Here is a 26,671-nt window from a genome sequence, read left to right on the forward strand (position 1 = left end):
ACTACGCAAAACGTCTCTTTGTCGTCTAAGGTGAAAAGGTTTCTCTTGATACAGGAGGCGGGTATGGTCTTTTCTGTCAGTGAGGAAGTCACCGCGAAAGAGGGTGGCCCACGCATGATCGTTACCGGGTATGCCAGCGGAATGGTGGAGTGCCGCTGGTATGACGGTTTTGGCGTCAAACGGGAGGCATTTCGTGAAGATGAACTGGTTCCTGGCGAACGCAGTCCGCTGCGCCAGGATGCCTGAATACCGCAGGCTGGCGTAACCTGGTGATCTCTCAACCATTAGTTATATTTATCATTTTGGTGAGAATTATTTACTTGTCAGGCAAAAAAATTGCAGATAAGGTTGGTTTCGCATCAGATTTCCTGGTGTAACGAATTTTCAAGTGCTTCTTGCATAAGCAAGCTTGATCCCGACCCGATACGGGCCGGGATTTTTTTCGCCCAAAGTCAGCGATTGATCTCCGTCACGCTAAAATCATGGATATCAAGCTCGAACGCGTCGGCCAGTTCATGCCATGTATGATAATCCCGGCCATCAACGCTGACGCGATCGGGGTCATCATGGCTGCGATGAATTTCGCTCTCGCAGATTTCGTTGATAGCTTTCAATAGCGCGTCCACATCGACGCTGACGTCACGTTTGGCCGTATCGCTGTACTCTTTCGCGGTTTTCATCCTCATACCTCTCAACCGTTAAGGATACCGGGGCACGTATCAGAATCTCTGATGCGTACAAGTTAAGTATAGACCGTCGAGAAAACCCCCAATCACGCGAGCAGGGCGCTGCCAGGAAAAGGAATTTGTTCTACACTGGCACAAAGCCACAGGAGGAAAACGATGAAGGTGAATGATCGGGTTACAGTCAAAACGGACGGTGGGCCGCGTCGGCCAGGCCGGGTACTGGCGATTGAAGAGTTTAGTGAAGGCACCATGTACCTGGTTTCTCTGGAAGACTACCCGCTCGGTATCTGGTTCTTTAATGAGTCAGGCCATCAGGATGGGATCTTTGTGGAAAAAGTGGAGTAATCCAGACGCTGATTCTGACTGGTGGTAAACCCACCAGTCAGAATGTCCTAACGCATATTCACAAAGATACCATTGGTGACGTTATCTGTGAGTCGTACAACGTGATAGATAACTTGTTTATTATGTGTCTTGATCTTTCGTTTTATATTCCCCTTATGGGATGAGACTGTCTTCGCCTTGATATTCATTTGATCGGATATCTGTATTGTTCCCTGACCGGCCATCCACATACGTAGCATGCTGGATTCGGTGCGGCTTAATGATAGTGTTGGCAGGTTCACATCAATGACAATATCCACTTCCTTTTTCAGAATATCGCCAAGAAGTTCATCCAGTGAATCTGGTTTAATCGACTTAGAACTGATTAATAAATTTTTTCTTACTAAGAGATACTCATCAAAATGGACATTGGCAATCGCCATAAATACAATAAATAAAGTGCTGGGATGTTGATTAATGATTTGCTTAATTCTCTGGCTGTTATCCGGATCGTGAATAAAGCAGTCTTCATTAATAAACACCACAGACGGCAGCAGTGAGACACAGGCGACGCTGAGTTCATCAACGCTTGAAATATCGTTGATTTCCCTTTTCTTCACCCCCCGACTTACCAGATATCCGGTCAACCCTAGCCGGGTGTAACTGCATAAATCCATAATAATCGTTGACATGGCATACCCTCACTCAATGCGTAACGATAATTCCCCTTACCTGATTATTTCATCACAACTAAACGGAATAATAACGACCCAATATGACGCTTTCGCTGTTTTCAGGCGAATTTACTATCCCGTAAAGTTGCGTATAATTTGCCAGGAAACATCTTAAAGTAAAGTAAATGTTGCGTTATGTGAGTGAGGCAAAAACAAATAAACCGCGACAGCGTTATCCTGGTGGATGTTGCCTGTATTTGAATTTAGGACAATCCTTAGTAAAACAGGATAAAAAATAAGGGTTATTATTTTGAAGGCATTTCACTGATGATGTCAGCCAGCAAATTAAAAATCTCACTGAATAAGCGCTCACAGAAGGGGGCAATTAATGGCATTAGCGCGGCCATTAATGAAATACCCACGGTCAGGGTGAGTGGGAAACCAATGACAAATATCGATAGCTGCGGCGCCATACGGTTTAACAAACCGAGTGCGAGGTTGAGTGTGAGCAGCAGCGTCATCACCGGCAGAGCCAGCATCAGACCATTGAGGAAGATGAGTCCCCCCGCCCGCGCCAGCGCGAGAAAGGCATTGCTATTAACCGGATTGCCACCGATAGGCAGAGTATGGAAGGTATCCACCAATAGCGAGATAAGCCACAAGTGACCATTAAAGGTGAGGAACAGCAGCATCGCCAGCAAATCTATCAGACGTGCCAGAACGGGCATATTCAGGCGGCTGCCCGGGTCGAAGAAGGTTGCGAAGGAGAGACCCATTTGCAGACCGATGATTTCCCCGGCGGTACGCACCGCGGCAAACGCAAATTGCATGGTGAACCCTAATGCGATGCCGATCAGGATTTGCTGCATCGCCTGCCATATCGCGCCGACAGAAAAGATGGGCACGTTTACGGGGGGAAGCAGCGGAGCGATAACCATGGTAATCATTAACCCCAGCCCCAGTTTTACCCGTTTGGGGATGGCGCGTTCGCTGAGTATCGGAGCCGTTGAAATGAGCGCCAGTATGCGCAGCAGGGGCCAGAAGTAAAGATTCAGCCAGTGGAGCCACTCAACGCTGGTCACCTGCAACATAGCGTCGTTTACCCGATGATGTAGGGAATATTGCTGAACAGCGTACGCACGTAGTCGAGCAGCAAATTAAGCATCCACGGACCGGCAACGATGATGGCAATAAAGACCGCGACAATTTTCGGAATGAAGGACAGCGTCATTTCGTTAATCTGGGTTGCCGCCTGCAGGATACTGATGATAAGACCCGTAACGAGGGCAACCAGCAACAAAGGTGCGGCAAGGGCAAGGGCAACTTTCATCGCCTCAGTGCCCATCATCATGACCGATTCAGGAGTCATTTCGCGCCTCTAACTGTAAAAGCTTTGTGCAAGCGAGCCGACAAGCAGCTGCCAGCCGTCAACCAGCACAAACAGCATCAGCTTGAATGGGAGTGCAATGGTGGCAGGTGGCACCATCATCATCCCGAGCGCCATCAGGACGCTGGCGATAACCAGATCGATTATCAGAAATGGAATGAAAATGGTAAAACCTATCTGGAATGCCGTTTTCAACTCACTGGTGACATAAGCCGGCAGCAAAATGCGCATCGGTACGGCTTCAGGCCCCTGTAACGGGCCGCTGTTTGCCAGGCGGGCGAACAGAGCCAGATCGGCCTCACGGGTCTGACGCAGCATAAACTCACGCAACGGCTGTGCGCCTTTCTCCATGGCTTCCTGCATGGAGATCTTCTCTTCGCTGAAGGGTTGATACGCATCAACGTAGATTTTGTCGATCACCGGCGACATGATGAAAAAGGTCAAAAACAGCGCCAGTCCAAGTAAAACCTGGTTCGGCGGTGCTGACGGTGTTCCCAGCGCATTACGTAACAGGCCAAAAACGATGATGATGCGGGTGAAGCTGGTCATCATCAGCAAAATAGCGGGCAGGAACGTCAGCGAGGTGATAAACACCAGCGTTTGGACGGGCAATGACCAGCTTTGTCCGCCGCCGGGCAGCGGCTGGCTAACCAGACCCGGTAGTTGGGCCAGGGCTGCTGGGCTGAACAGCCACACACCCGTCAGCGTGAGGGATAACAAACGGCGCATCAGGATCTCCCAGGACGCTTCAGCAAACTCTTCATCATGGCCTGGAAATCCGCAGGGGAGGCCGCTTTTTCTTCTGCACTGGCAGGTGCCGGGGGGAGGGTATGCAGAACGTTGATCTGCGACGCTGTAACGCCCAGCACCAGACGCGCGTCTTCGACCTCAACAATTACCACCCGCTCACGTGGGCCTAATGAGGTACTGGCTGAAACTTTCAGTCCACGCGTACCGACGCTTTTGGGGGCAAATCCCAGGCGCTTAATCAGCCAGGCGGCTCCCAGGATCAACACAATGATCCCCAGCAGCGCGCCGCTGACATGCACTAACGGTGAGCCGGGTACAGCAGCGGGCTGAGCGACGGTGGCCTGGGTATTCATCGTTAACGGCTCAGACGACGCATACGTTCAGATGGGGTAATAATGTCAGTAATACGTACACCGTATTTATCTGCGACTACCACAACTTCACCCTGAGCAATCAAATAACCGTTGATCAGAATATCCAGCGGCTCGCCCGCCAGACCGTCCAGCGCGACGACCGAACCCTGCGTCAGGCGCAGTAACTCTTTGATGGTCATGCGGGTGCGGCCCAATTCAACGGTCAGCTTGACCGGAATATCCATGATCAGGTCGATATCCTGCAGCGCACCGCTGACATCGCCGCCGCCTAACTGCTGGAATACCGCATCGGCCGCACTTTTGGTGGTCGTCGTTTTTTGCTCGTTTAACGCGTCAGCCCACAGATCGTCCAATGCACCAGTGTTCTCATCGGACGGATTATTCATGTCACTCATTTGGGCTGTTCCTCATTCAGCGAATTCAAAATCGGGTTTATCAAATGTTCTACGCGTAACGCATACTGACCATTTACGGTGCCATATTGGCTGGTCAGCACAGGTACGCCGTCCACATGAGCAATAATGCGGTCGGGTTTTTCAATCGGCAGTACATCGCCGGGTTTCAGCTTCAAAATCTGGGACAGCCGCAGCGGAATGTCAGCAAAGTTTGCTACCAGTTCCAGTTCAGAATGCTGAACCTGACGCACCAGATTATTGCGCCAGTTCTGATCTTCATTACGCGAGTTTTCCAGCGGTGGGTTTACCAGCAGTTCGCGCAACGGTTCAATCATGCTGAATGGCAGACAGATGTTAAATTCACCGGTCAGGTTGCCGATTTCAACGTGGAACGGGGTGTTCACCACGATGTCGTTCGGGGAGGTGGTGATATTTGTAAACTTCACCTGCATCTCGGAACGGACATATTCCACTTCCAGCGGGTTGATAGCCTTCCACGCGTCGCTGTAGCTTTCCAGCGCCAGTTTCAGCATGCGGTTGATGACGCGTTGTTCAGTGTGCGTAAATTCACGGCCTTCGACTTTCGTCGGGAAACGACCATCACCGCCGAACAGGTTATCTACGGCGATAAACACCAGACTCGGTGAGAACACCACCAGACCTGTCCCGCGTAACGGTTTCAGGTGGATTAAGTTCAGGTTGGTCGGAACCGGTAAGTTACGTGCAAACTCGTGGTAGGGCTGGATACGGATCGCGCCCACGGTAATATCCGGGCTGCGGCGTAGCAGGTTAAATAACCCCATACGGAACTGGCGCGCAAAGCGTTCGTTAATGATCTCCAGCGCCTGCAAACGCTCACGAACGACGCGGCGCTGAGTGTTGGGATCATAAGGACGAATATCGCTTTCATTTGCGATACCGGAAATGGGTTCGTCTTTAGTTTCGCTATCGCCGTTAAGCAATGCGTCGATTTCAGCCTGAGAAAGAATACTGTCGCCCATGTCTTTACCGCAGAATAAAAGCTGTATAAAGAACGTCGGTGACAACCTGTTTCGGCTGCCCGACAACGAGCGGAGTCGCGAGCGTCTCTTTGATAGCGGCAATCAGCTGCTGTTTGCCTTCTTCTGTTGCGAGCGTGGCGGCGTTCTGGCGAGAGAACAATAGCAGCAGACGGCTGCGCACTTCTGGCAGATATTCGTTCAGACGCGAGCGTGTCGCCTCGTCTTTCATGCGCAGTGTGATACCGATATACAGCACGCGATCCGCATCACCTAAATTGACGGTAAACGTATCCAGTGCAAAGAACACTGGGGCAGGCGGTGGAGCCGGTTCCGCTTTTACGCTGGCGGACGGTTGCTGCTGCATGCGCCAGTAGCTATAGCCCGCAGTAGCGAGGGCGGCGAGCGTAATTAACACCAGCAGAGGGATCCAAATAGCGCGTTTACTCTTTTTGTTAATCGCGGAGTCAGTCATCAGATACGGGCTTCCTGTTTCGGTACAGCTTATAGGCTGATTATCCCGTGTCCTGACCACGACAAAGCGTGGAAAAGACGCGGATAATCATGCTACCTCTGGCGTTAGGCGAAGATGTCTACTGCACCATCACCGCGAGCCGCGGCTTGCAGTGCGGCAGGTGTGGCCAGAACAGCATCATCTTCGGGAGCAAAAATATCTTGTCCATGCGCACGCCCAGCCTGTTGTTGCTGTGAAGACGACTGTTGCTGACCGGTGAAACTTTCGCTGCTGATACTGCTTTGCCCCAGTTGGATCCCGCTTTCAGCCAACTGCGTGCGCAGCATGGGTAATGCCGCTTCCAGCGCCGCGCGAACGTGGCTATGAGGCGAGACCATTTGCAGTTGCGCCATGTTGTCATCAAGCTTGAGGGAAATCTGCACTTGCCCCAGGTCCTGCGGATGCAAACGCAGTTCCGCACTTTGCTGGCCCTGGCGGGTGAACAGCGTGACGTGTTGACTCAGTGATTGCTGCCATTCATGGCTTCCCAGCGGGGCGCTCAATACCGGAGCCGCGGCAGTCGGTAACGGCTGCGCATGTGTCTGTGTGCCAGCCAGCGGAGCTATTGTTGCGCCAACGCTGGTTGGTGACGGTGAACTTTCAATCTCTGCGCGCGTTGCTGCCGCTGCCGTTAATGGGGTGAAACCAGCATTGTTGGTCTGATCCGCGCCACTGGCATGCATCGCTGTATCTGCTTTACCTTTTTTCCCTTCGCCGGTCAGTAATTCACTGGCGCTATCGGCAGTCGTGCTGGGGGCATTACCACGTAACAGCACCGACAGCGTAGCATCCGCAGGGGCTGGGGTGGCATCAACAGCCGGAGTGGTTACCTGTTGCCCTGGCAGCATAGCGAACAGCGCACTCAGGTTGGCGAGATCGTCATCGCTCAGACGGGCGGTTTTTTCATCCTGCTGTGCGGTTTTGCCCAGTGTTGTCAGGGCATTAACCTTCAGTGACGGCGTGAGCGCAGACAGCAACTGTTGTGCATCAGTCAGGTCGGCCAGCGACGCCTCGGTCTGGACCTCTTTTTGTGTCAGCAGATCGGCTAATTTTAGCGTCTGCGCGGTATCACCATTCTTTTGCAATAACCCTTTTTGCAGTTTGCTGCCTGCGGCCTGTAAATCGGCCAGTGACAGCGGGGCGCCTTTACCCTGTGCATCGCCTGCACCTAATGCACCTGCCAGCAACGCTAAAAAATCCTCGGGGGAATCTACCGCTTTGCCTGACTGAAGACCTGCGGCTACGTCGGTGTCGGTGGTAATCAGTTGGGGTAAAGTAATCATTCGGGTTTCCTCATAGCTGCACGCTGAGCAAATTCATCCATTTTTTTCTGATCCAGGCGGTTTTCAGCTAGTAACGCGGCTGTGGTTTGCCTGTCCTGCAGAGTCTGCCATGCCTGCAGTCGCTGCTTTTTATCGCGCCAACTGCTCAACGCCTGGTCCACTTTCTGCGTCCATTGGTTGAGCTGTTGGCGATGTTGCTCAATCGCTTTTTCCAGCGTCTGAATAAATTGTTGATAGTTAATCCAGCGATTACTGGTAATACCCTGACCCATATCGCTATTAAGATTGTTGCGATATTCATGCTGATAATCGATCAGCATCTTCAACTGCTCTTCCGCCTGCTGACATCCGCGGCGCATCTCGCCTAATAAGATAGCTGCGTCATCGACTTCTTTTTCAGCCAGGTCTTTAAGTGTTGCCAGCGCACCATGTTGTGCCATGACCTATGCTCTCCTGCTTAATCACACACCAGGGAAAATCAGATCCAAAGCCTGCAGGGAGTCTTCCCAGTCGGCTCGTTCAAAGATGCCTTGCTGTAAAAATGCTTCCAGCTGTGGCCATAAGGCAATGGCTTTATCCAACATGGGATCGCTGCCTTTGGCGTAGGCGCCTACGCTGACCAGATCGCGGTTACGCTGGAAACTGGACAGTAGCTGCTTAAAGTTGCGTACCCGCGCATAATGTTTCTCGCTGATCAATGCGGTCATTGCGCGGCTGATTGAGGCTTCAATATCAATGGCCGGGTAGTGACCGGCCTCGGCCAGATGACGGGACAGGACAATGTGACCGTCGAGAATGGCACGGGCGGAGTCAGCAATAGGGTCCTGTTGGTCGTCGCCTTCGGTCAGTACGGTATAAAATGCGGTCACGGAACCGCCGCCATGAATACCGTTACCAGCCCGTTCAACCAGTGCGGGTAATTTAGCAAACACCGACGGCGGATAGCCTTTCGTTGCCGGAGGTTCGCCGATCGCCAGTGCAATTTCACGCTGTGCCATTGCATAACGGGTGAGGGAATCCATAATCAGCAGCACGTGCTGGCCGCGATCGCGAAAATCTTCGGCGATGCGCGTGGCGTAGGCTGCACCCTGCATACGCAACAGCGGGGAAACGTCCGCCGGAGCGGCAATCACCACCGAGCGTGCACGTCCCTCGGCGCCAAGTATATTTTCAATAAAATCTTTAACTTCGCGTCCACGCTCGCCAATCAGACCGACAACAATGACGTCAGCCTGGGTATAGCGTGCCATCATGCCGAGCAGGACGCTTTTACCCACACCGGAACCAGCGAAAAGCCCCATTCGCTGACCGCGCCCGACGGTTAACAGCGCATTGATAGGCCGTACGCCAGTATCCAGCACGTGTTCAATCGGGGTACGTTGCAGGGGGTTAAATGGCGGGGTGATTAGCGCCCCTGTTTCCGTGGTGTCGGGTGCAGGCAACCCATCAAGCGGCTTCCCGCTGCCATCGAGAACACGCCCCAGCAGGGCAGGGCCCAGCGGTAATTGTTTCCCGCTTTGCAGCCCTTCGCCGGCGATGTTTTTCGCGTAAACGCGCGCGCCCGGCAGAACGCCTTCGACCTCTTCTAGCGGCATCAGAAACAGGCGTTGACCATTAAAGCCAACCACTTCGCTTTCGACTTCCTGGGTTTCGTTGCCATCCTGACGCTCAATGACGCAGGTGGCACCCAGCGGCAACTGCAGACCTGTGGCTTCCAGTACCAGCCCGGTGGCGCGGGTCAGACGCCCGTAACGACGCACCGCAGGCAGCAGCGACATTTTTTCTTCGAAGTTGTCCAGCGTGTTGAGCCAGCGAGTCAGGCGAGTGGTCATTACACGACTCCCGGCGCTGCCAGACGGCAGAGCTCTTGCCAGCGGGTGGCAACACTGGCGTCCAGATCGCCTTCATCAGCAGAGACTTTACAGCCACCGTGATGCAACGTTGGATCGCCACGCAGTCGCCAGCCGTGCAGACTGAGGGTCGCCCCCAGCATCTCTTCCACCCGCTGCAGATCGTCCGGATGGACGCGCAACTGCGGTTTACCGCTAAACAGCGGCTCCTGTTGCAACAGCTGTTGGATTTGCTTAATCAGCGCGGCGTTATCCACGATGGGTGTCTGGCCGATAACCTGGCGCGCCGCTTCCAGCGCCATTTGCATCAGGCGCGATGCAATGACGCTGTCCAGTGCATCCAGTGTATTCTGAAACTCACTGACCAGTTGCTGCATGCGGGCATGAATCGGCGCATGTTGGGCGCGAGCCTGGTTCTGACCCTGCTCCAGACCCTGGGCCAGTCCGTCCTGATAACCTTGTGCGTGCCCTTTTTGCCGACCTTCAGCCAGGCCGGCATTATATCCTTGCTCATGGGCCTGGAGCTGCATTTGCGCCAACTGCTGCTCAAGCTGTTGTTCCGCAGATAGCTGTGGCTCCTCTGTCTCGTCGGACGGCTGATCGTCGGTATGATCGGCCAGTATGAACTCCGCCATTGGCGGGGCGAGATCGTCAGGCGTCCAGACTTTCCATGGCAGATCGTTAGACATAGGTATCCTCGCCGCTGCCGATCACCATCTCGCCGGTCTCGGCCAGACGACGTACGATAAGCAGAATTGCTTTCTGTTCGTTTTCCACCTGCGACAAACGTACCGGACCGCGGTTGGCAAGATCGTCGCGCAGGATATCGGCGGCACGCTGCGACATGTTGCGCAGGAACTTCTCGCGTAATGGTTGCTCGGCACCTTTCAGGGCTATCAGCAGCGATTCGGAATCCACTTCCTGCAACAGACGCTGGATGCTGCGATCGTCGACATCCACCAGATTTTCGAACAGGAACATCTCGTCGATAATTTTCTGCGCCAGCTCGCCGTCGAATTCTCGTACCGCGGTAATAACCGCTTCTTCCTGCTGCGTCTTCATCAGGTTGATAATTTCTGCTGCTGTCCTCACGCCGCCCATTTTGCTGCGCTTGAGGTTCTGGCCGTCGAGCAACCCGTTCAGCACTTCGGTCAGTTCTGCCAGTGCGGCAGGCTGTACGCCGCCGAAAGTCGCGATACGCAGCATGACATCGTGGCGTAAGCGCTCGTCGAACAGCGCCAGAATATCGGCGGCCTGGCCCCGTTTGAGGTGAACCAGAATGGTGGCGATAATCTGCGGGTGCTCGTCGCGAATAAGATCGGCGGCGCTTTGTGGCTCCATAAAGTTGAGCGTTTCAATGCCGCTGGTGGTATCGCGAGTTTCCAGAATGTCTTCCAGCAGGCTGGAGGCACGTTCTTCGCCCAACGCTTTTACCAGCACGGAGCGCAGGTATTCGTTGGCGTTGATGTTCAGTGCGGCAAACTGCTCGGCTTCTTGTTCAAATTCGGCCAGAACCTCCGTCAACTGCTTGTTGGAGATCTGACGCACGTTGGCCATTGCCGTACTGAGGGCCTGTACTTCGCGCGTGGAAAGGTGCTTAAAGACCTCCGCCGCGCGATCTTCGCCAATGGTCATCAATAAGATGACGCTTTTATCGGTGCCGCTAAGATTACTCATGTTCGTTATTTATCCACTGGCGAATGACCAGCGCCACGACGCGCGGATCGTTATCTGACATTTCACGAATACGCTGGCTCATGACTTCAGCACCCAGCCGCTGGTTGTTACGGCGCTGCTGGGTCTGCTCGTCTTTGCTGAGGCGAACTTCAACCGCTTCTTCCGTTTCCTGGCGAATACGTGTTTGTTCTTGTGCGGCTTTGACCTCTTCGCTGCGACGCATCAACTGCGGACGAACCGCTTTACGCCACAGGATCCAGGCCACCAACAGAACCAGCAACCAACGGCCAGCGGACATTAGCTGATCAATAAAGGACTGCTGCTGCCAGAATGGAAGCTCTCCGCCCGCGTCATCACTTGCGGTGAAGGGGGAGTTCACGACATTCAGGGTATCGCCGCGTTTTTCAGAGAAGCCCATGGCCTCGCGGGTCAGGTCCTCAATTTGTTTCATTTGGTCGGCGGTTAACGGCAGCGGTTTGCCATCCGGTAACGTTTTATAGTTGACCACTACCGCCACCGACAGGCGCTGTACATCACCCACATTCATCTTGGTGTGACGAATGGTACGGTCAACTTCATAGTTGCTGGTTTCGTTACGCTGCGTGCTGCGCGGTCCGGCATTGGCGTTATTCGCCGTTTGCGTGGTTTGCGCATTCTGCGGGTTTTGCTGATTTGCCGGTGGTGTATTAATCGGGGCCGTATTCGCCGGCGCGGGCTGGTTAGACAGTGCGCCCGGTACGCCGCCAGGCGCTCCGCTTCCTATCTGCTCGCTGACGTTAAGCTGACGTGAACGCAGAACAGCCTGTGAGTCGTCGCCATTTGGGCTGTACTTCTCTTCGGTTTGCTCTTTGTTGGCGAAATCCAGCTGGGCAGTAACCTGTGCATGTACGTTGCCGTTACCGACAATGGGCGACAGGATTGATTCAATACGACGCTGTACGCGACCTTCAACATCGCTGGCATATTTCAGCTGCGCATCGTTCAGGTCGCGGCTGCTGGTGTTCGACTGGGTTAACAGATGTCCTGCTTGATCGACCAGCGTCACGTTGCCCGGCGGCAAGCCTGCGACAGCGCTGGAGACCAGATGCGTTACCGCGCTAATCTGACCTTCGTCCAGTGCTCGACCCGGCTCCAGGTTTACCGTGACGGAGGCAGAAGGGGCTTTTTGTTCACGTACGAACAGTGACGGTTTGGGCATCGCAAGATGGACACGGGCGCGTTTTACCGGCCCCAGTGTTTCAATGGTACGGGCTAATTCGCCTTCCAGAGCTCGCTGGTAGTTGACCTGCTCGCTAAACTGGCTGATACCAAACTTTTCCTGGTCCAGTAACTCAAAGCCCACCGCGCCGCCTTTCGGCAGGCCTTGCTGTGCCAGGCGTAAACGCAGTTCATGAACTTTATCAGCAGGGACTTCAATGGCGCCGCTTCCCTCAGTGAAACGATAAGGAACGTTCATCTGCGTCAGCTGCGTGACAATCGCGCCACCGTCCTGATCGGATAGGTTGCTGAACAGTGTGCGGTAGTCAGGTGCTTTGGCCCACAGGACCATCGCAACGATGATAGCGACGGCAGCGGCACCCGCCACAATCAGAGGGATTTTGGGATTCGCGCGCAGGCGATTTAACCACTCGAGAGGTTTCAGTTGGGTTGCAGTCGATGCTGTCGCACTCATCTCGCACCTCGTGGCTTATCGTGGACGGCGTTTTTTGCAAAGTGGAACAAGACTCACTCCCGGGTCAGCAAACTCGAAAAATTGACGGTCTCATTATTTGCGGTTTCGAATTTTTCTATGCGTTAAAAACCGAGGTTTTTTATCGTTATTTAGCGCCTTTATCTTATTGACGAGCTGGTAATCTCTGCTACGTAAAAAATCATCCAGGGGATCAGAATGTCGGCAATACAGGGGATTGAAGGGGTTATCAGTCAGCTACAGGCCACGGCAATGTCAGCGAAAATGCAGGATGTGCAGCCACAATCGACCGTGAGTTTTGCCGGTCAGCTGCACGCGGCATTGGACAGAATCAGCGATGTGCAAACCGCCTCTCGCGTTCAGGCTGAAAAATTTACCCTGGGTGAACCAGGCATTGCGCTGAATGATGTGATGACCGATATGCAGAAAGCGTCGGTTTCGATGCAGATGGGTATTCAGGTGCGCAACAAACTGGTATCAGCCTACCAGGAAGTGATGTCCATGCAGGTGTAGGTGCAATAAGCAGAGAATGTAGGCCGGATAAGCGCAGCGCTATCCGGCCTACACTTATTTTTGAATCAGATAGCGAATCGTTGGCCCATCCTGCTGAATATCCAGCACCGTGTACCCATGGTTACGCGCATCCAGCGGAATATTGTTGATTGACTGCGGGCAATCGCTGACCACTTCCAGAATTTCACCTTTCTTCAACTGCGGCATGGCTTCCAGCGTGGCGACCGCCGGGTAAGGGCACGGTTCACCGACCATGTCGAGGCGATAATCAGGGACGATATTTTTCATGCGGATTCCTTAGCAGGCGTCAGCCCTGCGCGGCGGAAGAAACGTTTTTCCCAACCGATGATGAGCATCAATGCAATAAACAACAGCAGATAAGTCACCAGTAGCCCGCCGAGCGGCCCAAAGGTGTCGAGCAGATTCACTTTATCCCAGCGAGTGGCAAGGGCAGGGGCAAAGTCATCCCAGTAGTAAGCCAGAATGGTCGAGCCGATAACGTTTCCCAGCCCCACCCACCAGTAATGCACCTGGCCCTCAACCGCGCGGTACATCCAGCCGGTCTCACACCCGCCCGCCAGCACGATACCGAAACCAAACAGTAAGCCGCCGATCACCGCATTTGGACCAGCCCACATAATCTTCGGCTCAACGCCCAGTTGCACATAGCTAAAGATACCAATGGCGCTCACCGCCATGCCGAAGATAATGGCTTTTGCCATATGGGTGCGCCCGGAAATCCACAGATCGCGGAAGGCCGAGGTAAAGCAGATTTGCGCCCGTTCAATCAGCAGGCCGAACCCAACGCCAAACAACATGGCCAGACCCAGCTTCGGCTTGTCCATTGCGGTCAATAGCGCCCAGCCGATCATGCCGATAAATACCAGCATACCGAGGCGGAAACGACGACGCGCTTGTTCCGGTTTTTGCGTCAGCGGCGAGGCGGCGGAAACTTTCTGCATTTTGACCGGAATACGAAACATCGGTAGCAGGGTAAAGCGGGCGCCAAACCATGAGCCCATAGCCGTTGCCAGCGCGAAGAACCAGGCATGCAGCGAGAACTGTGGAATGCCGGTAAAAAACGCGGCCAGGTTACAGCCCATTGCCAGACGGGCGCCGAAACCGGCGATCATCCCGCCGACCACCGCCTGCAGAATGCGGATCCGACTGCGCGGCATGCGTAATTTGACGTTGTTGGCCCACAGTGCGGCAGCGAAACAGCCGCCGAACATACCGAGGATCATCATCCCGTCGATACGCGTCAGGGGCGAACCTTCGAGGTGGATCAGTTTATAGTATCCCCACTCTTCGGCGTGCACGCCAAACAGTTGCAGGATTTGCCCACCCCAGCGGGTAAATTCGCCGGTAACGGCCCAGAAGGTTCCCGTAATGCCGAAATAGTAAGTGGAGAGAATACCCGCTGCGATAACCGCAGGGGCAGGGGCCCAAAATTTAATTAACCAGGCCTGTTTGAAGTGTTGCCATGACATGCGTTTTGCCTCTGAACTCAGAAGGTATGTAACAAGAAGCGTGGATATTACACCGATCAGAATTTTTGACTATGAGTAATAAGAGGTAACACCGTCTGGATCAATCTTTCTCCGGGCTGCCGAAAGGCTGGCGACATCAGGGCTTTAATGCCACAATCCCCTTTTCTTCGCATGCAGGATGAATGATGAAAAAATTAGCAATCGTTGGTGCATTGTTGGTGCTTGCTGGCTGCGCCGAGGTACAAAATTATAATGACGTGGTGAAAACACCAGCTCCTGCCGGTCTGGCAGGATACTGGCAGTCAAAAGGTCCGCAGCGCGCGCTGGTGAGCCCGGAAGCGATCGCCAGTCTGATTGTCACAAAAGAGGGGGATACGTTGGATTGCCGTCAGTGGCAGCGAGTGATCGCGCTGCCGGGCAAGCTAACGATGCTCTCTGGCGATCTCACCAACGTGACGGTGAAACGCGAGCTGTATGAGATTGAGCGTGACGGCAATACGCTGGAATATGACGGTATGACGCTGCAGCGGGTTGATCGCCCGACGCAGGAGTGCGCCGATGCGTTAAAGAAAACGCCGTTGCCTACGCCACTGCCATAAGCCGTACGCCCCGGTAGTCAATGGCCACCGGGGTTGAGTTTTAAATCACTTCTTCAATGACCCACACGCTGACGCTCCCGCCGTTACAATAAAACGTTGCTTCGCCGTTTTCATCGGTGACCACGCTTTCCTCGCGATTTCCCAGATAATCACGCCAGGTTTTATTGCCGTAATTCGCGCCGAGATTGATGGTCTTCTCCCCGTCATCGCCGTTAGACAGAACAACCACGCAGCCGGGATCGTCGTCCGTTCCGCTGCGGCTAAAGGCGATACAGTTAGGATGATCGAAAAAGAGCGTCTGTACGCCGTGAGCGAAGCGCTGACGTGCGAGGATCAGTTCATCAAGCTGTTCGATGATGGGCATGTCGATAGGATAAGTTTCGCCATCGTCGCCAGTGTCTTCGTAATGTGCCCCGTAAAGATCGGGGTAGAACACCGACGGCACGCCGTTTTCGCGCAGCAGGATCAGCGCGTAGGCCAGCGGCTTAAACCACGCCTCGACGGGGGCTTCCAGCGCCTGTAACGGCTGGGTGTCATGGTTCGCAACCAGCGTCACCGCATGAAAGGGATCGGCCTCCACCAGCGTATCGGTGAAAATCTGGCTCATGTCATAATCGCGACCCTGGCGGGACGCTTCGTGAAACTTCATTTGCAAAGGGGCATCAAACAGCATGGTTTTCCCCTCGACCTGGTTAATATAGGTTTGCAGCTTATCGACATCATGAGACCAGTATTCCGCGACGATAAACAGCGGCCTGGGTGCCACCTCCTGGACGTGCTCGATCCACTCTTTATAGAACCATGCCGGGATATGTTTGACGGCATCCAGGCGAAAACCATCGCAATGGGTTTGATCCATCACCCACCGTGCCCAGTATTTGAGCTCTTCGGTCACGGCATGATTGCGAAAATCGATATTTTCGCCCATCAGATAGTCAAAGTTGCCCAGTTCGTCATCGACCTGATCGTTCCAGCCTTCGCCGGTATAATCATTCACGATTTTAAAAATGCCGTCCTCGGTGGGATTTTCAATATGATCGATGCCGCTAAAGCATTTGTAGTCCCAAATGAATTGAGAGTACTGACCCGCACGGGCAGGGAAGGTGTACCGCGTCCAGGCCTCGCATTCGACAATCTCATCGTCAATCTGCGTGCGGTCATCGGCGTTTACGCGCTGAACCTGAATGTGTTCTTTCTCGTCGGCCCCCATTTTGTGGTTGACCACCACATCCAGCAGTACCGCGATATCGTTGTGCTTTAACGCGTCGATTGCCGCCAGTAACTGATTTTTATCGCCGTATTTGGTGGCAATAGTGCCTTTCTGGTCGAATTCGCCTAAATCAAACAGATCGTAGGTGTCATAGCCAACGGAGTATCCGCCGGACGCACCTTTATAGGCAGGAGGCAGCCATATCATATTGATGCCGATATCATTAAGTCCGTCCGCGCGTGCGGCGAGTTCCGACCAGAGCTGGCCGCCATCAGGGTAATACCAGTGGAAGTACTGCAATAAGGTGGGGTTTTTCATCTTCCGTGCTCCAGAAGCCGTTTGGCCGACCTCTGGAGTATGGAAGATTATTCAGACGAAGCGGGAAATTATTGTGGGGCAGTTGGCGCATCCGGAACCAGTAACATACCGGAAAGCCGACCGTAGGCGTTATTTAGCGTCTTCTGGCGGGTTGACTGACCGATCAGCGTGCTGAGTTCATCCAGACGCTGCTGCAGTAATGCTTTGAGCAACTGTTCGTTATCCAGCGTCTGTTTAATATACCCGGCAATCAAATCCTGAACGCTTCGCGTGATGCCAGATGGAGTTTGTTCTTCCATGACCACTTCAATACTTTGCAGATAGCTAACTTCCTGTTCCAGTAAAAGGTCCCATTCACCTCGCTGCGCCAGTTCCAGCAGCGAGTGACTGAGCAGCGCAATGCGCTGCCAACGGTTGATAAACTCCACGGCTGAGGTCATTAACGGGACTCCTGGGACGACGCGGTTGGTGAGATCTGTTTCCAGGCATCCGCGATGTTTCCGAGCAACCCTTCGACTTCTTCAATCGCCTGACAATCATTATTCAGATTTGCGTGCAATAAACGGCGAACCATATAGTCGTACAACGAAGAAAGATGGGTGGCGATCTCTCCTCCTTTTTCGTGGTCCAGGCCCGCCTTCAGACCATTATCGATGATATTGATTGCCTTGCTTAATGCCTCACCTTTGGCAACGATATCGCCTTGCTGCATAAACAGACGAGCGCGCACCAGGGCGCTATGTGCGCCATCAAACAACATTTCGATCAACTGATGCGGGTTGGCGCTCATCACGGCGCTTTCCACGCTGACCTGTGCATAGGCTTTGGTACCGCTCGCGGTATACATGCTTACCTCGTGTTATCAGGAATTATTCATCGCTGAAAATTGTTGGCCCAGATAGGTACTGGTGCTGTTCAGCTTACTCATCATGGAATCGAGTTGGGTAAACTGTGCTTTATAGCGAGCCACGACTTCATCAATGCTGTTACTCACGGTCAGATACTGCTTAGTCAGCAGTTTCAGGTTGGCGTTAATATTGTCTTGCGCATTGTCGATAATACCGTCATCGGCCAGATAGCTTTTTACTTCGGTGGCAATCTTGGTGGTAATACCGGTTTCTTTGCCGTCACCCACCAACAGTTCACGGGTCGCTGCTGTGTTATCTTTCAGTGCCTTAGCCAGTTTTTCTTCATCAATTTTTAACTTGCCGGTACCACCGTCCTGAGTAATGCCAATCTCAGACATGGTTTTAAACGGGGACTCGCTGCCGCTGTTAGCAAATGGCGCACGAATACCGTTTTGAATGGTACGGAGAACACTGTCGCCCAGTAATGCGCCGTTATCTGCACTGGCCGCTTCACCCGGTTCAACTTCTTTATATTTAGTCAGCGTACCAAAGGTATCGACCAGTGAGTTATAGGCTTCCACCCAGGCTTTAATTGCCGTTGTGGCCTTTTCATCACTTTTTGTTACCGTGATTGAGGCATCTTTGACTTCTTTGGTCAGTTGCAGCGTGATGCCCTGCGGTGCGTCAGTTACGGTATTGCTTTGACGTTCAATATCAATGCCGTTGACGGTCAGTTTCGCATTTTGCGCACCGACCAGTTGCTTCATTTTGCCGCTGCCCGCTTTGCTGTCATAGGACAGTAAATCGCTCAGTTTCGAATCATTCGAGACTGAGATGGTCATTTCGCTTTCAGTGCCGCTTTCCGCGGTTAACACTAACTGATAATCGTCTTCCTTAACCTTTACCAGACTTGCCGAAATACCGCTGTCCGCATCGTTAATGGCGTCACGAATATCCTCCAGAGAGGTTTCGCCTTTGCCTAACTTGATTTCCAGGGGTTCTTTACGACCCGGTTGTGAAATCGTTATGGTGCGTTCATCAACACTGGTATCGCCCAACTGTTCTTTGGTAGAGGTAATTTTGGACGTGGTTGATAGCGACTGTGCTTGTGCCAGTTTGGACACGCTGACGGTATATTTACCGGGAGCAGCACCGGCGGTTGTACTGACCTTTAAGTCTTCTGTGCTGCTGGTTGCCGTGGTGCTTTTAAACAGGTCGGCATTGTTCAGTGCGGTATTCGCCGTTTGAAATTTTTCTAATGCACTTTTCAGCGTACCGTACGCGGTCAGACGCGAGGTGTTAGCGCTCTGCTGCTGGGTAATGGGCGTTAAGCGCTTTTTCTCAGCAGTGGTTAAGTTTGTCAGCAATGTGTCCAGTGGTAAGTTCGAGCCAACGCCCAGTGATGTAAATGAAGGCATGCCTAATTCCTTGTGATTGCAAACAGTAGTTAACCGCTATATCGGCAATCTGCGCGCAAAGTTTAATAATAGTTTTGCAAAAATAATGCGCGGAATAGTGGTAATTAAAGCGGGTATTTCCGGGGCTAAGAAAAAAATGGGCGGAAAGTAAAAATTTTCTAAAGTTCGAATTTAAGGTGCCGATACATGGGTTACGGTCAGAAACCGTGGGCAACAGCCCAATAACATCAAGTTGTAATTGATAAGGAAAAGATCATGGCACAAGTCATCAATACAAACAGCCTGTCGCTGTTGACCCAGAATAACCTGAACAAATCTCAGTCTTCTCTGAGCTCCGCTATCGAGCGTCTGTCTTCCGGTCTGCGTATCAACAGCGCGAAAGACGATGCTGCAGGTCAGGCGATTGCAAACCGTTTCACCTCTAACATCAAAGGTCTGACTCAGGCGTCCCGTAATGCTAACGATGGTATCTCCATCGCGCAGACCACTGAAGGTTCTCTGTCTGAAATCAACAACAACCTGCAGCGTGTTCGTGAGCTGGCGGTTCAGTCTTCTACCGGTACCAACTCCCAGTCTGACCTCGACTCCATCCAGGCTGAAATCACTCAGCGTCTGAACGAAATCGACCGTGTATCCGGTCAGACCCAGTTCAACGGCGTGAAAGTACTGGCGAAAGACAACACCCTGACCATCCAGGTCGGTGCTAACGATGGCGAAACCATCGATATCAACCTGAAAGAAATCAACTCCAAAACCCTGGGTCTGGATAGCCTGAGCGTGCAGGATGCTTATAAGACTGTTGCAACGGCAGTGCCGGGCGATGGTACTTATAGTGATGGCGCGGATACCTTAGCAATTGCGACAGGTGCTATCGATACTGCATCGGGTGGTACTGGTGGTGCAGGTACTGTAGAGTTCAAGGATGGTAACTACTACGTTAACGTAACTGGCTCCTCCGCCGGTAATGGCCTGTATAAAGCTACAGTTACTGGTACTGCCGTTACTATTGATGGAAAAGAAACCACGCTGACCAAAGCTGATACTACTACTGTAACTAAGAATCAGGTAGAAAATAATAAACCTGATACTGGTACAGCCGCTACTGCATTGGCTGGCGCAGGTGTTACCGGTGCAACTGCTGCCAACACCACCCTGGTGAAAATGTCTTTTGAAGACAAAAACGGCAAAGCTATTGATGGCGGCTATGCTCTGGAAAACGGCGGAAAATACTACGCTGCTGACTACGATGCAAAAACCGGTAAAATCACGGCTAAAACGGTTGATTACACTGATGACAAAGGCGCTCCCCAGAAGGCAGCGATTCAGTTTGGTGGTGTGAACGGTAAAACCGAAGTGGCTAGCGTGGGTGGTAAAGAGTACCTGGCATCCAGTGTAAAAGATCATAACTTCAAATCGGGTGCCGCGCTGAACGAAGTTGCAAAAACCAAAACCGAAAGCCCGCTGGCTAAAATCGACGCGGCGCTGGCGAAAGTTGCTGACCTGCGCTCCGACCTGGGTGCGGTACAGAACCGTTTCAACTCTACCATTACCAACCTGGGTAACACCGTAAACAACCTGTCTGAAGCCCGTAGCCGTATCGAAGATGCTGACTACGCGACCGAAGTGTCCAACATGTCTCGTGCAAACATTCTGCAACAGGCGGGTACTTCTGTTCTGGCGCAGGCAAACCAGACCACGCAGAACGTCCTGTCTCTGCTGCGTTAATTTACACTTATCGCGCAAACCCCGCTCCGGCGGGGTTTTTTACATTCCGCTTTACCCGTAACCCCCAAATAACCCCCCATTTCACCCACTATTCACCCGATTAAAACCCCTGCAGAAACGGATAATCATGCCGATAACTCATTTAACGCAGGGCTGTTTATCGTGAATTCACTGTATACCGCTGAAGGTGTAATGGATAAACACTCGCTGTGGCAGCGTTATGTACCGTTGGTGCGTCACGAAGCATTGCGCCTTCAGGTGCGCTTGCCGGCGAGCGTGGAACTGGATGACCTGCTACAAGCGGGCGGCATCGGGTTATTGAATGCAGTTGACCGATATGACGCTTTGCAAGGAACGGCATTTACCACTTACGCAGTGCAGCGTATTCGTGGGGCTATGCTGGATGAACTACGCAGCCGGGACTGGGTGCCGCGTAGCGTTCGGCGCAATGCCCGCGAAGTGGCACAGGCGATGGGGCAACTGGAGCAGGAATTAGGGCGTAACGCGACGGAAACTGAAGTGGCGGAGCGTCTGGGGATCCCTGTACAAGAGTATCGTCAGATGTTGCTTGATACCAATAATAGCCAACTCTTCTCCTACGACGAGTGGCGGGAAGAGCATGGCGATAGTATTGAGCTGGTGACAGAAGAACATCAGCAAGAAAACCCGTTACAACAGCTTCTTGAGGGGAACCTCCGTCAGCGCGTGATGGATGCGATTGATGCATTGCCGGAGCGCGAGAAGCTGGTATTGACGCTGTACTATCAGGAAGAGCTGAATCTGAAAGAGATTGGTGCTGTTCTGGAAGTGGGCGAATCACGGGTCAGTCAGTTGCACAGCCAGGCTATCAAACGTCTACGCACCAAGCTGGGTAAGCTATAAGGGGTAATCTTTGCCCCTGAACAATGCCGCATAACGTATTGACTACCAGGAGTTCTCATGACGGTGCAGCAATCAAAAAGACGGCCACTAAGCCGCTACCTCAAAGATTTCAAACACAGCCAGACGCATTGCGCCCATTGCTTTAAGTTGCTTGACAGGATCACGCTGGTTCGTCGCGGGCAGATTGTGAATAAGATAGCCATCTCCCGCCTGGACACGCTGCTTGATGATGCTGAATGGGCGCAGGAGAAAAAAGAGTGGGTGGCGTTATGCCGTTTCTGCGGTGATTTGCATTGCAAAGAGCAAAGCGACTTCTTTGACATCATCGGCTTTAAACAATTTTTGTTTGAGCAAACCGAAATGAGCCACGGCACGGTGCGCGAATATGTTGTTCGCCTGCGTCGTCTCGGCAATCATCTGACCGAACAAAAAATTTCTCATGACCTGCTGCAGGAAGGGTTCCTCGACGAAAACCTCGCCCCGTGGCTGCCAGAAACCAGCACCAATAACTACCGCATTGCGCTACGTAAGTATGAGCAGTTTAAAGCCCATACACATATGGGGCATATGCAGAAATCCGCCTGGACAGCCAGTTCTGATATATATTAAAAACGAATAAGGTGTAACAGAGTCGTGTTTGTGAATTACGGCGAACGTTCTACACTTCGGTCATAAATGATGGTCACTAATGACAATATTCGGGGTAACTATGAAATTAGCACTTCTGGGACGTCAGGCGCTGATGGGTGTAATGGCTGTTGCACTTGTCGCGGGTATGAGCGCAAAAACATTTGCGGACGAAGGTCTGTTAAATAAAGTGAAAGAGCGCGGCACGCTGCTGGTGGGGCTTGAAGGGACTTATCCTCCGTTTAGTTTCCAGGGCGACGATGGCAAACTGACCGGTTTTGAAGTGGAATTTGCCGAGGAGCTGGCTAAACATCTGGGTGTGAAAGCCTCGCTCAAGCCGACCAAATGGGACGGCATGCTGGCGTCGTTAGATTCCAAACGTATCGATGTGGTGATAAACCAGGTAACCATCTCTGACGAACGGAAGAAAAAATACGATTTCTCTACCCCGTATACGGTTTCTGGTATCCAGGCGCTGGTGAAGAAAGGTAACGAAGGCGTTATTAAGACTGCTGCCGATCTGAAAGGTAAAAAAGTCGGCGTTGGTCTGGGAACCAACTATGAAGAGTGGCTGCGTCAGAACGTGCAGGGCGTAGATATTCGTACCTATGATGATGATCCGACCAAATATCAGGATCTGCGCGTAGGCCGTATCGATGCCATTCTGGTTGACCGTCTGGCAGCGTTGGATCTGGTGAAGAAAACCAAAGACACACTGGCCGTGACTGGTGAAGCTTTCTCCCGCCAGGAATCTGGTGTGGCGCTACGTAAAGGCAATGAAGATCTGCTGAAAGCTGTGGATGCAGCCATTGCCGATATGCAAAAAGACGGCACGCTGAAAGCCCTGTCCGAAAAATGGTTTGGAGCGGATGTGACGAAATAATCATCATCCGGATAAAAAAGGCGCCTTTAACAGCGCCTTTTTTTATTCCATTGCGCCTGAACGTGCATAATAAAAAGAACATCACAACAACTTCTACTCTCAGGCTTTTGGGCTGCTTGTTGCCCACAAGATGATGAGTAAACACCGGAGGCTCTATGCCACTGCATAACTTAACGCGCTTTCCCCGTCTGGAATTTATTGGCGCGCCCACGCCGCTCGAATATCTCCCGCGTTTCTCTGATTATCTCGGCCGCGATATTTTTATTAAACGCGATGACGTCACGCCGATGGCGATGGGCGGCAATAAACTGCGCAAACTGGAGTTTCTGGCGGCGGACGCGCTGCGTGAAGGCGCAGACACATTGATCACCGCAGGGGCTATCCAGTCGAACCACGTGCGTCAGACGGCGGCGGTCGCGGCGAAGCTGGGGCTTCACTGTGTGGCGCTGTTAGAAAACCCAATAGGCACGACTGCGGAAAATTATCTCAGTAACGGTAACCGCCTGCTGCTGGATCTGTTCAATACCCAGATTGAAATGTGTGATGCGCTGACCGACCCGAATGCGCAGCTTCAGGAACTGGCGACGCGGATTGAAGCGCAGGGGTTCCGCCCGTATGTGATCCCGGTTGGCGGTTCTAACGCGTTGGGTGCATTGGGTTATGTCGAAAGCGCGCTGGAAATTGCTCAGCAGTGTGAAGGGGCCGTAGAACTTTCATCCGTCGTGGTGGCGTCGGGCAGTGCAGGAACGCACGCCGGGTTGGCGGTAGGGCTGGAACAATTGATGCCGAACGTTGAGCTTATCGGTGTCACCGTTTCGCGCAGTGTTGCTGACCAAAAACCAAAAGTCGTTGCGCTGCAGCAGGCTATTGCCAGTGAGCTGGAGCTGACTGCGGCGGCAGATATTTTACTGTGGGATGATTACTTTGCGCCGGGTTACGGTACGCCAAATGAAGAAGGCATGGAGGCGGTAAAACTGTTGGCGCGTCTGGAGGGCATTTTGTTGGATCCGGTGTATACCGGTAAAGCGATGGCAGGCCTGATTGACGGTATCAGCCAGAAACGCTTTAAAGATGAAGGGCCAATCCTCTTTATTCATACCGGTGGGGCACCTGCGTTGTTTGCCTACCATCCACATGTATGACAACCAGGTAGAAAAACACTAATGCAAGAAAGTATCCAACTGGTCATTGATTCGCTGCCGTATCTGCTGAAAGGGGCGGTATTTACGCTCCAACTGAGTATCGGCGGGATGTTTTTTGGCCTGGTGCTGGGGTTCATCCTGGCGCTAATGCGTTTATCGTCACTGTTGCCTGTGCGCTGGCTGGCGCGCTTTTATATCTCTATCTTTCGCGGTACGCCGTTAATTGCCCAACTGTTTATGATCTACTACGGTCTGCCGCAGTTTGGTATTGAGCTGGACCCGATACCGGCTGCAATGATCGGTCTGTCGCTGAATACTGCGGCCTATGCGGCAGAAACGCTGCGTGCGGCCATCTCCTCCATTGATAAAGGTCAGTGGGAAGCCGGGGCGAGTATCGGTATGACACCGTGGCAGACGATGCGCAGGGCGATCCTGCCGCAGGCTGCGCGGGTTGCGCTTCCACCGCTGAGCAACAGCTTTATCAGTCTGGTGAAAGACACATCACTGGCCGCGACCATCCAGGTACCGGAACTGTTCCGCCAGGCGCAGCTGATTACTTCACGCACGCTGGAAGTGTTTACCATGTATCTGGCGGCCTCGCTGATTTACTGGGTCATGGCGACGGTGCTTTCTGCGCTGCAGAACTATTTTGAAGAACAGCTCAACCGCCAGGAGAGAGATCCGAAATGAGTACTATTGAAGTCAGAAACCTGGTGAAAAAATTTCACGGGCAAACGGTACTGCACGGCATTGATCTGGACGTTAAGCCTGGTGAAGTCGTGGCGATTATCGGGCCGAGCGGTTCAGGTAAAACCACGCTGCTGCGCAGTATAAATTTGCTGGAACAACCGGAGGCGGGCACCATCAAGGTTGGAGATATTACCATTGATACCGCGCGTTCCTTAAGCCAGCAGAAAGGACAGATTCGCCAGTTGCGCCAGCATGTGGGGTTTGTGTTCCAGAACTTTAATTTATTTCCACATCGCACAGTACTGGAAAACATTATTGAAGGTCCGGTAATTGTGAAGGGCGAACCGAAGGCGGAAGCGACAGCGCGCGCGCGTGAACTTCTGGCAAAGGTTGGGCTTGCGGGTAAAGAGAGCAGCTATCCACGGCGGTTATCCGGCGGTCAGCAGCAGCGTGTCGCTATTGCCCGGGCGCTGGCTATGCGTCCGGAAGTTATTCTTTTTGATGAACCGACCTCCGCGCTTGACCCGGAACTGGTTGGCGAAGTGCTTAATACTATTCGTCAACTGGCGCAGGAAAAACGCACCATGGTCATTGTGACGCACGAAATGAGTTTTGCGCGTGACGTTGCTGACCGGGCGATATTTATGGATCAGGGCAAGATAGTGGAGCAGGGGCCTGCAAAATCATTATTCACGCATCCGCAGCAACCGCGAACCCGTCAGTTTCTTGAAAAATTCCTGATGCAATAAAAGGTCAGAGAGCACTCATCGAAATAGTTTTTTTGGTGAGTGCTTGTTGCATAACTATTTATAATTACTGCTTTATTATTATTGCTTCATCCTGTCAGCATTGTGGGCTGTTACATTACACTCAAGTAATTTCTTATTTGTCCGATAATTTGCATATATAAAATACATTTATGTGTTAGCTTGTTTCGTACATTTGGATGATTATCAATCTCAGGGGCATTACCACTTAGTATGCAGGATCATGATTTCTTCACCTGGCGACGGAGCATGCTGTTACGCTTTCAGGAAATGGCGGCGGCAGAGGATGTCTATAACGAATTACAACTTCAGACGCAGCACTTAGAGTTCGATTTTTATGCGCTCTGTGTCCGGCATCCCGTACCCTTTACCCGACCTAAAACGGTACTTCATACGACGTATCCCAAAGCATGGGTCGCACACTACCAATCAGAAAATTATTTCGCTATCGATCCGGTACTGAAACCCGAAAACTTCAGTCAGGGCCACTTACCGTGGGATGACGCCTTGTTCCGTGACGCACAACCGCTGTGGGACGCCGCGCGTAATCACGGTCTGCGCAAGGGGATGACGCAATGCTTAATGTTGCCAAATCGGGCGCTAGGCTTTTTGTCCGTTTCACGCGCAAGTGTGCGTAATGGCCGCTATGCCCAGGATGAAGTCGAACTCAGGATGCAACTGCTGGTACGAGAAAGTCTGTCAGTACTTATGCGGCTGGAAGATGACATGGTCATGGCGCCGGAGATGCGTTTTAGCAAGCGCGAAAAAGAGATTCTGAAATGGACCGCTGAGGGGAAAACCTCTTCCGAGATAGCAATGATTCTGTCGATCTCTGAAAATACCGTTAACTTTCATCAGAAGAATATGCAGAAGAAGTTTAACGCGCCAAACAAAACACAGATTGCTTGTTATGCCGCTGCAACAGGGCTTATCTGAATAAAATGTCGTTCTGAGTGT

Annotated in this window: 32 protein-coding genes and 1 pseudogene; 12 read left to right on the plus strand and 21 right to left on the minus strand. The window is 52.4% G+C overall.

The features are described from left to right. The first annotated feature begins 63 nt into the window (after window positions 1-63). Window positions 64-246, plus strand: coding sequence for a YodC family protein (locus G8S19_RS08590; protein WP_061068109.1), 183 nt, complete (start codon window positions 64-66; stop codon window positions 244-246). Window positions 247-452: 206 nt separating this feature from the next. On the opposite strand, the gene yodD is transcribed toward G8S19_RS08590, so the two are convergent. After that, complete coding sequence (gene yodD / locus G8S19_RS08595) at window positions 453-680, minus strand: YodD family peroxide/acid resistance protein (RefSeq protein ID WP_048211303.1); 228 nt, start codon at window positions 678-680, stop codon at window positions 453-455. Window positions 681-842: 162 nt separating this feature from the next. Here yodD and dsrB point away from each other — a divergent pair, with 162 nt between their 5' ends. Continuing rightward, the gene (dsrB, locus tag G8S19_RS08600) at window positions 843-1,031 is read left to right on the plus strand and encodes a protein DsrB (protein ID WP_005127768.1); all 189 of its coding nucleotides are present in this window, start codon (window positions 843-845) and stop codon (window positions 1,029-1,031) included. Between the two features lie 47 nt (window positions 1,032-1,078). On the opposite strand, the gene rcsA is transcribed toward dsrB, so the two are convergent. The 14 genes and pseudogenes from rcsA to fliF form a co-directional block, all read right to left on the minus strand. Further along, the gene (gene rcsA, locus G8S19_RS08605; protein ID WP_253686440.1) at window positions 1,079-1,702 is read right to left on the minus strand and encodes a transcriptional regulator RcsA; all 624 of its coding nucleotides are present in this window, start codon (window positions 1,700-1,702) and stop codon (window positions 1,079-1,081) included. Window positions 1,703-1,982: 280 nt separating this feature from the next. Continuing rightward, window positions 1,983-2,775 (minus strand): annotated as a pseudogene (gene fliR / locus G8S19_RS08610) (flagellar biosynthetic protein FliR); the annotation flags it as partial. A gap of 8 nt (window positions 2,776-2,783) precedes the next feature. Beyond that, entirely contained in the window at window positions 2,784-3,053 is a 270-nt protein-coding gene (gene fliQ / locus G8S19_RS08615; RefSeq protein WP_003030425.1) for a flagellar biosynthesis protein FliQ, read from the minus strand. Between the two features lie 9 nt (window positions 3,054-3,062). Then, entirely contained in the window at window positions 3,063-3,800 is a 738-nt protein-coding gene (gene fliP / locus G8S19_RS08620; protein ID WP_048211306.1) for a flagellar type III secretion system pore protein FliP, read from the minus strand. After that, on the minus strand, window positions 3,800-4,174 hold the full coding sequence (gene fliO, locus G8S19_RS08625; RefSeq protein ID WP_253686442.1) for a flagellar biosynthetic protein FliO: 375 nt from the start codon (window positions 4,172-4,174) through the stop codon (window positions 3,800-3,802). The genes fliP and fliO overlap by 1 nt, the downstream gene beginning before the upstream one ends. 2 nt (window positions 4,175-4,176) lie before the next feature. Continuing rightward, window positions 4,177-4,590 (minus strand): flagellar motor switch protein FliN, encoded by a 414-nt coding sequence (gene fliN / locus G8S19_RS08630; protein ID WP_005127761.1) that lies wholly within the window; start codon window positions 4,588-4,590, stop codon window positions 4,177-4,179. Beyond that, complete coding sequence (gene fliM / locus G8S19_RS08635; protein ID WP_005127760.1) at window positions 4,587-5,591, minus strand: flagellar motor switch protein FliM; 1,005 nt, start codon at window positions 5,589-5,591, stop codon at window positions 4,587-4,589. The genes fliN and fliM overlap by 4 nt, the downstream gene beginning before the upstream one ends. A gap of 4 nt (window positions 5,592-5,595) precedes the next feature. Beyond that, the gene (fliL, locus tag G8S19_RS08640; protein ID WP_048211308.1) at window positions 5,596-6,063 is read right to left on the minus strand and encodes a flagellar basal body-associated protein FliL; all 468 of its coding nucleotides are present in this window, start codon (window positions 6,061-6,063) and stop codon (window positions 5,596-5,598) included. Window positions 6,064-6,167: 104 nt separating this feature from the next. Continuing rightward, entirely contained in the window at window positions 6,168-7,385 is a 1,218-nt protein-coding gene (gene fliK / locus G8S19_RS08645) for a flagellar hook length control protein FliK (protein WP_253686444.1), read from the minus strand. Beyond that, entirely contained in the window at window positions 7,382-7,825 is a 444-nt protein-coding gene (gene fliJ / locus G8S19_RS08650; RefSeq protein ID WP_005127756.1) for a flagellar export protein FliJ, read from the minus strand. Before fliJ ends, fliK begins: the two co-directional genes overlap by 4 nt. A gap of 21 nt (window positions 7,826-7,846) precedes the next feature. Next, entirely contained in the window at window positions 7,847-9,217 is a 1,371-nt protein-coding gene (gene fliI, locus G8S19_RS08655; protein ID WP_005127755.1) for a flagellar protein export ATPase FliI, read from the minus strand. Then, window positions 9,217-9,924 (minus strand): flagellar assembly protein FliH, encoded by a 708-nt coding sequence (gene fliH, locus G8S19_RS08660; RefSeq protein ID WP_048211310.1) that lies wholly within the window; start codon window positions 9,922-9,924, stop codon window positions 9,217-9,219. The genes fliI and fliH overlap by 1 nt, the downstream gene beginning before the upstream one ends. Beyond that, window positions 9,917-10,912: a flagellar motor switch protein FliG gene (fliG, locus tag G8S19_RS08665; protein ID WP_048211311.1), complete on the minus strand. Its 996-nt coding sequence runs from the start codon at window positions 10,910-10,912 to the stop codon at window positions 9,917-9,919. The genes fliH and fliG overlap by 8 nt, the downstream gene beginning before the upstream one ends. Continuing rightward, a complete protein-coding gene (gene fliF, locus G8S19_RS08670; protein WP_048211312.1) occupies window positions 10,905-12,584 on the minus strand; it encodes a flagellar basal-body MS-ring/collar protein FliF in 1,680 nt (559 codons plus the stop codon). The genes fliG and fliF overlap by 8 nt, the downstream gene beginning before the upstream one ends. Before the next feature lie 216 nt (window positions 12,585-12,800). Here fliF and fliE point away from each other — a divergent pair, with 216 nt between their 5' ends. Beyond that, entirely contained in the window at window positions 12,801-13,115 is a 315-nt protein-coding gene (fliE, locus tag G8S19_RS08675) for a flagellar hook-basal body complex protein FliE (RefSeq protein WP_005127749.1), read from the plus strand. 54 nt (window positions 13,116-13,169) lie between these two features. On the opposite strand, the gene yedF is transcribed toward fliE, so the two are convergent. Further along, complete coding sequence (yedF, locus tag G8S19_RS08680; protein ID WP_000790504.1) at window positions 13,170-13,403, minus strand: sulfurtransferase-like selenium metabolism protein YedF; 234 nt, start codon at window positions 13,401-13,403, stop codon at window positions 13,170-13,172. Then, complete coding sequence (yedE, locus tag G8S19_RS08685; protein WP_005127748.1) at window positions 13,400-14,605, minus strand: selenium metabolism membrane protein YedE/FdhT; 1,206 nt, start codon at window positions 14,603-14,605, stop codon at window positions 13,400-13,402. Before yedE ends, yedF begins: the two co-directional genes overlap by 4 nt. Window positions 14,606-14,790: 185 nt before the next feature. Between yedE and yedD the strand changes: the two genes are divergently transcribed. Continuing rightward, complete coding sequence (gene yedD / locus G8S19_RS08690; protein ID WP_048211314.1) at window positions 14,791-15,204, plus strand: lipoprotein YedD; 414 nt, start codon at window positions 14,791-14,793, stop codon at window positions 15,202-15,204. A 40-nt stretch (window positions 15,205-15,244) separates the two neighbouring features. Here the strand turns inward: yedD and amyA are convergent, their stop codons facing one another. From amyA to fliD, 4 genes are all read right to left on the minus strand, one after another. Beyond that, on the minus strand, window positions 15,245-16,732 hold the full coding sequence (gene amyA, locus G8S19_RS08695; RefSeq protein WP_137345474.1) for an alpha-amylase: 1,488 nt from the start codon (window positions 16,730-16,732) through the stop codon (window positions 15,245-15,247). 68 nt (window positions 16,733-16,800) lie between these two features. After that, the gene (fliT, locus tag G8S19_RS08700; protein WP_048211316.1) at window positions 16,801-17,172 is read right to left on the minus strand and encodes a flagella biosynthesis regulatory protein FliT; all 372 of its coding nucleotides are present in this window, start codon (window positions 17,170-17,172) and stop codon (window positions 16,801-16,803) included. Further along, a complete protein-coding gene (fliS, locus tag G8S19_RS08705) occupies window positions 17,172-17,579 on the minus strand; it encodes a flagellar export chaperone FliS (protein ID WP_061068105.1) in 408 nt (135 codons plus the stop codon). Before fliS ends, fliT begins: the two co-directional genes overlap by 1 nt. 15 nt (window positions 17,580-17,594) lie before the next feature. Continuing rightward, on the minus strand, window positions 17,595-18,998 hold the full coding sequence (fliD, locus tag G8S19_RS08710; protein ID WP_101743183.1) for a flagellar filament capping protein FliD: 1,404 nt from the start codon (window positions 18,996-18,998) through the stop codon (window positions 17,595-17,597). Window positions 18,999-19,253: 255 nt separating this feature from the next. Here fliD and G8S19_RS08715 point away from each other — a divergent pair, with 255 nt between their 5' ends. From G8S19_RS08715 to sdiA, 8 genes are all read left to right on the plus strand, one after another. Further along, a complete protein-coding gene (locus tag G8S19_RS08715) occupies window positions 19,254-20,723 on the plus strand; it encodes a FliC/FljB family flagellin (RefSeq protein WP_199946902.1) in 1,470 nt (489 codons plus the stop codon). A gap of 162 nt (window positions 20,724-20,885) precedes the next feature. Then, entirely contained in the window at window positions 20,886-21,605 is a 720-nt protein-coding gene (gene fliA / locus G8S19_RS08720; protein ID WP_005127740.1) for an RNA polymerase sigma factor FliA, read from the plus strand. A 57-nt stretch (window positions 21,606-21,662) separates the two neighbouring features. After that, window positions 21,663-22,214 (plus strand): flagella biosynthesis regulatory protein FliZ, encoded by a 552-nt coding sequence (gene fliZ / locus G8S19_RS08725; RefSeq protein ID WP_040232441.1) that lies wholly within the window; start codon window positions 21,663-21,665, stop codon window positions 22,212-22,214. A 100-nt stretch (window positions 22,215-22,314) separates the two neighbouring features. Further along, on the plus strand, window positions 22,315-23,115 hold the full coding sequence (gene tcyJ, locus G8S19_RS08730; RefSeq protein ID WP_005127738.1) for a cystine ABC transporter substrate-binding protein: 801 nt from the start codon (window positions 22,315-22,317) through the stop codon (window positions 23,113-23,115). A gap of 155 nt (window positions 23,116-23,270) precedes the next feature. Next, the gene (dcyD, locus tag G8S19_RS08735; protein ID WP_115643231.1) at window positions 23,271-24,257 is read left to right on the plus strand and encodes a D-cysteine desulfhydrase; all 987 of its coding nucleotides are present in this window, start codon (window positions 23,271-23,273) and stop codon (window positions 24,255-24,257) included. 21 nt (window positions 24,258-24,278) lie between these two features. After that, window positions 24,279-24,947, plus strand: a complete 669-nt coding sequence (gene tcyL, locus G8S19_RS08740) for a cystine ABC transporter permease (RefSeq protein ID WP_061068102.1) — start codon at window positions 24,279-24,281, stop codon at window positions 24,945-24,947. Beyond that, the gene (gene tcyN / locus G8S19_RS08745; RefSeq protein WP_005127735.1) at window positions 24,944-25,696 is read left to right on the plus strand and encodes an L-cystine ABC transporter ATP-binding protein TcyN; all 753 of its coding nucleotides are present in this window, start codon (window positions 24,944-24,946) and stop codon (window positions 25,694-25,696) included. Before tcyL ends, tcyN begins: the two co-directional genes overlap by 4 nt. 231 nt (window positions 25,697-25,927) lie before the next feature. Then, complete coding sequence (sdiA, locus tag G8S19_RS08750; RefSeq protein ID WP_048211322.1) at window positions 25,928-26,650, plus strand: transcriptional regulator SdiA; 723 nt, start codon at window positions 25,928-25,930, stop codon at window positions 26,648-26,650. Window positions 26,651-26,671 lie beyond the last annotated feature (21 nt).

It is taken from the genome of Citrobacter sp. SX206 (genome assembly GCF_024181025.1).
Lineage (GTDB): Bacteria > Pseudomonadota > Gammaproteobacteria > Enterobacterales > Enterobacteriaceae > Citrobacter > Citrobacter youngae.